General features: G+C 43.0%; 8 protein-coding genes. 2 read left to right on the top strand and 6 right to left on the bottom strand.

What is annotated here, in order from left to right; all coding sequences use genetic code 11:
- Both ACOJS8_RS14870 and ACOJS8_RS14865 read left to right on the top strand, forming a co-directional pair.
- On the top strand, positions 1-619 hold a 619-nt coding region (locus tag ACOJS8_RS14870), incomplete at its 5' end, for a M28 family peptidase (protein ID WP_420149329.1).
- Positions 620-705: 86 nt separating this feature from the next.
- On the top strand, positions 706-1,086 hold the full coding sequence (locus tag ACOJS8_RS14865) for a hypothetical protein (RefSeq protein ID WP_420149328.1): 381 nt from the start codon (positions 706-708) through the stop codon (positions 1,084-1,086).
- Between the two features lie 30 nt (positions 1,087-1,116).
- Here the strand turns inward: ACOJS8_RS14865 and nadD are convergent, their stop codons facing one another.
- The 6 genes from nadD to ACOJS8_RS14835 all read right to left on the bottom strand — a co-directional run.
- Complete coding sequence (gene nadD / locus ACOJS8_RS14860; protein WP_420149327.1) at positions 1,117-1,689, bottom strand: nicotinate (nicotinamide) nucleotide adenylyltransferase; 573 nt, start codon at positions 1,687-1,689, stop codon at positions 1,117-1,119.
- Positions 1,690-1,792: 103 nt separating this feature from the next.
- Complete coding sequence (gene gmk, locus ACOJS8_RS14855) at positions 1,793-2,392, bottom strand: guanylate kinase (protein WP_420149326.1); 600 nt, start codon at positions 2,390-2,392, stop codon at positions 1,793-1,795.
- A gap of 90 nt (positions 2,393-2,482) precedes the next feature.
- Positions 2,483-2,686 (bottom strand): hypothetical protein, encoded by a 204-nt coding sequence (locus ACOJS8_RS14850; RefSeq protein ID WP_420149325.1) that lies wholly within the window; start codon positions 2,684-2,686, stop codon positions 2,483-2,485.
- A 168-nt stretch (positions 2,687-2,854) separates the two neighbouring features.
- Complete coding sequence (locus ACOJS8_RS14845) at positions 2,855-3,514, bottom strand: sigma-70 family RNA polymerase sigma factor (protein WP_420149330.1); 660 nt, start codon at positions 3,512-3,514, stop codon at positions 2,855-2,857.
- 306 nt (positions 3,515-3,820) lie between these two features.
- Positions 3,821-4,342, bottom strand: a complete 522-nt coding sequence (locus ACOJS8_RS14840) for a hypothetical protein (RefSeq protein WP_420149324.1) — start codon at positions 4,340-4,342, stop codon at positions 3,821-3,823.
- A 78-nt stretch (positions 4,343-4,420) separates the two neighbouring features.
- Positions 4,421-4,631 (bottom strand): heterodisulfide reductase-related iron-sulfur binding cluster (locus ACOJS8_RS14835; RefSeq protein ID WP_420149323.1); only part of this gene is annotated, 211 nt, incomplete at its 5' end.

Below are 4,631 nucleotides of genomic sequence, written 5' to 3'. Positions count from 1 at the left end.
GGCCGATAAAAGCAAAGCGGTTACAGCCGCTAATGATGGCGCCAGTGGCGTAGGTGTTTTGCTTGAATTAGCTCGCACGATTCAGCAAAGCCAGCAAAAACCAACTGTTGGTATCGACATCATTTTCTTTGACGCCGAGGACTGGGGCAACGCTGAGAAAGCCGCTAACGATTTCGAAAAAGAAACTGGCAATCAGTACGATTACATCGGCTTCTGCTTAGGTTCCCGCTACTGGTCTAAAAATTTACATAAGCCCGGCTATTCAGCGTATTACGGAATCCTGTTAGACATGGTTGGTGCTAAGGGCGCCACGTTCGCTAAAGAAGGGCTTTCGATGCAGTTTGCGCCAACGGTTGTTAATAATGTGTGGCAGACGGCCAGTCGCGCAGGCTATAGTCAGTATTTTATTGATACGCCCGGCGGTCAAATCACCGACGATCATCTGGCGCCGAATACTATCGCCAAAATCCCAATGATCGATATTATTCATACGAATATTGGCACAGGAGGATTTTTTCCGGCCTGGCACACAGCCGAAGATAACATGAGCAACATAGACCGGGGCACGCTCAAAGCCGTAGGCCAAACACTGTTGCAAGTACTTTACAACGAACAATAAAATTTAAACACAGAGTCACAAAGAATACAGAGTAATAGCTAGTAAACTCTGTATTCTTTGTGACTCTGTGTTTAAGCGAAAAGAATATGAAGTTTTTGTACTTATCACTCACTGCAATCATATTAGCTGGCTGTAGCTCTGCTCCTGATACGTTTGGCAAGCTTAACGTAAAGAAATGGCGCAGTGATCGAGGAGGTTGTAATGGGATTCGTGCTACGCTCGTAACAGATTTTAAAGCGGAAGTTCAGAATTTGAAAGGTCAATCAGCCAATGCGCTTACTGACATACTTGGCCGACCCGATATTAATCAGATTGCCGACCGCAACCAGAAGTTCTATATCTATTTTCTGGAGAAGGGCCCTCAATGCGATCAACCAGGTGCAAAATCCAACAGCCAATCGGTAGCGATACGTATGAGCGCCATCGGCTTAGCCACCGAAATTACGTTCCAGAATGGCATTCCATGAGTATTGCGGCTACCTAACGGCAATGTGACATTACAAATAAAATTTCTTCCGCTCAATCATCTCTTCTACTACGTCAGGTACCATGTATCGAACGGAACGGTTGTTACGAATACAATCGCGAATGAACGTAGCGGAAATGTCTAACAACGGTGCTTCAATGACACGAACGTTGGCATGTGTTTTAAACGGGCTCTCCACAGCTCGCGGTCGCTGATAAACGTATAAACCGTAGTACTCTAAAATTTTATCGTGATTCTTCCAGTTAGCGAATTGCTCCAGGTTATCTTCACCCATAATCAGCTTGAATGTGTGCTGCGGGTATTTTTCACTTAGCCGGACCAACGTATCAATCGTGTAGCTGGGCTTCGGCATTGAAAACTCGATATCGGTCGCTTTTAAACGACTATTGTCGGCAATAGCGCGTTCAACCATGTCGAGCCGGTCAAACTCATGCAGCAAACTCTTGGTTTTCTTAAATGGATTTTGGGGAGACACCACAAACCACACCTGCTGTAAGTCTGTTGTCGTTGCCATTGTGTTAGCAATGATCAGGTGCCCGATATGAATAGGATTAAATGAGCCGAAGAATAAGCCGATTTTCACACTAAAGGGTTGTAAAGTTATAAAGTTGTAAAGTTGGCTGATACGCTCTGAACTTTACAACTTTATGACTCTATAACTGTTATCGCGGACCGTTTTAAGACAATCAAATAACACTCCCCTTCGTCGGTACAGTGTTCTCTTTCAAAAAATCATCGACCAGTTTTTGAGCTTTCTGAAGGGACGTTTCCAGATCGTCGTTCATTAAAATAACATCGAAACGATCCTGAAAACTCATTTCAAAATGAACTTTAAACAAACGTCGGGATAAGCTTTCTTCGGTTTCGGAGCCTCTTCCTATCAGACGCTGACGTAACGTTTCTTCATCTGGTACTTTTACAAATACGGCTAAAGCCTTGTCACCGTAATAATTTTTCAGTTTCAGGCCGCCCTGTACGTCCACGTCAAATAGTACGTGTTTACCATTAGCCCAGACACGTTCAATCTCAGATTTTAACGTACCGTAAAACGCGCCGGTATAAACCTCTTCCCACTCAACAAACTCATTACTGTCTATTTTTTGCTTAAATTCTTCGGGTGTTAAAAAATAATAGTCTTTGCCATTCTCTTCACTACGTCCCCGTCGGTCGCGGGTACAGGCTGAAATGGAAAAGCCGAGATTGTTGTTCTCGGCCAGCAGATGTTTAACGATGGTGGTTTTGCCTGAGCCGGAAGGGGCTGAAAAAATGATAAGTTTACCGTCCACAGTGTGTAATAAATAAAAATAAAATAATTGGGGTAATTAAGGGAGCTTTCGTAAGCTTTTCCTTAATTACCCCAATTAGCTTCGTTACTATTAGCTAAAACTCAGAATCCGGGATTTGATCGTTGCCACTAACTGATCTGGGCAGCATCGTTTCTCCATACGTTTAGTAAGCAATTCCTTGACTTCCTTTTCAAGATGGTACATCTCAATACAAGGCTTACAGGATTCAAGATTGGCTTGTAATTTAGCAAGCTGTTGTTCGGTGGCTTCTCCATCCAGAATCAACTGAATCATCTTCAAGCAATCGGCCCTATGACTGCAATTATGTTTCATCTCAGGCTTTGCTTCGGATGAAGACGAGGACGGCAACGACGTTTGCATTGGAAAAATTTAATTTATTCCAAGAATATTAATACCATTAAGTTATATGCAGAACCAAAAATGACTTAGAAAAAGTTCGGTTTATTCTTCATTTTCTTCTTTGTATCCCATCGAAGAAGCATAATCACGTAACTTTTCTTTTAACAGGTTGCGGGCGCGGTGCAAACGAGACCGAACCGTACCAATTGGGATGTCCAGAATTTTGGCCATCTCTTCGTAAGTAAATCCTTCAATATCGCAAAGGATGATCACCGTACGAAAATCAACAGGCAACGCATTCAGCGCATTTGCGACTTCATCGCCGATTAAATCAGAAACGGACTCAGCCCGAAGGTCGACCGTATGTTCAGATTCGGCGTCTTCAGAGTTATAGGTTGTTTCAACATCCTGATAATCTACTTTAGCCGGTTCCTTACTTTTTTTCCGATAATCGTTAATGAAGCTGTTCTTCAGAATCCGAAACAGCCATGCTTTCGCGTTAGTTCCTTGCTCAAAAGATGAAATAAACCGAAATGCCTTCAAATACGTATCCTGCACGAGATCGTTGGCATCGTCCTCGTCCATGGTCAACCGAAAGGCAAAGTTGTACATGGAGTCTATATGGGGCATAAACTCCTTGTTGAATACCTGGTATTTTTGCTCATCGGTATACCGACGGGCAGGGGTTTCTTCCGAAGGCTGATCAATCGGATCGCTGTCGGGTAGTAGTTGGTCCTCGTCGCGAATTGGCGTATCTGACATAACCTGTTGTATAGTCGCCATAAAAGTACGTGTAAATTGCCGTTTACTGTCGGCAATTCTCAGCGAATTCGCAAATTAGACACGTTCTATTCGCTGAGTTTTATAAGAATGGACTGCAAAAATCACTCCTTTGTTATAAAATAGGTTTAAAATTAATGAAATATGACTATTTGGCAGGGAACGTTTCAATAAATGACAATGTTAAGGCCGCTTAATAATAGTAGCATAAAAAAAGAAACGAGGAATCAGTAGGCGGATCATTTATACCAATCCCCTTCGATTCCTCGTTTCTCGTCTTCTGTCTGTTTATTCTGAAATCAATAAAATCGACTTAAAATAGCGTTTTAACCAGGAGTCGGCCGCTTTAATATGCCAGTTGGTCATAAAATCCGCTTTCGTTTGGACTAGCGTATTAAATACAATTGTTTCCGGCGTTAGCAAGCCTTCGTTAACGGCAGATTTAATTGCTGGCAAGGCGAATGTCTGAACCGGGCCATCGGATAATCGAACGGCTGCAGATCGATCAAAAAAATCGACGGAACCATTGTTGTCACTAAGCTGACTTCCTATCTTTTGTATCGTTCGTACGGACGAATCAATAGAACATCCACTCGGTAAACTATACCCTTCATCAACACTAAGCACAATAAACCGATTTTCGACCACCCGGGCCGAAGCCAACAAGGGTTGTCCATGCGCAGCCCATTGTTCTAAAGCTGGTCGTAAAATCTCTTCAATCGCTTTTACTTCACTATCCGTCAGCGAACGGTTTGCCTGATAAACCCATACGCGGGCGTTATCAGGTAGTTTATCAAAGTCAACGTACATTGTTAATGCTAAATTAAGACCGGGTCACCGGTGCGATGATGGATGAGTAACAATCATTTTTGCATGAACATTCATCACTTATGAAATCCCCTGGCCCTGAGCAATAAGCTCCGAAATGTCGTAGACACGGACAGTGTCTTCTCGATTCTTATTTTTCACCCCATCAGACATCATGGTCATACAAAACGGACAAGCCACTGCAATCGTATCGGCACCGGTGCTGAGGGCTTCTTCAGTACGTTCGACATTAACGTCTTTTTTACCCGGTTCAGGTTCTTTAAAGTATTGA

The organism is Spirosoma sp., assembly GCF_048594605.1.
GTDB lineage: Bacteria > Bacteroidota > Bacteroidia > Cytophagales > Spirosomataceae > Spirosoma.
This window is presented reverse-complemented; position numbering and strand designations above follow the sequence as displayed.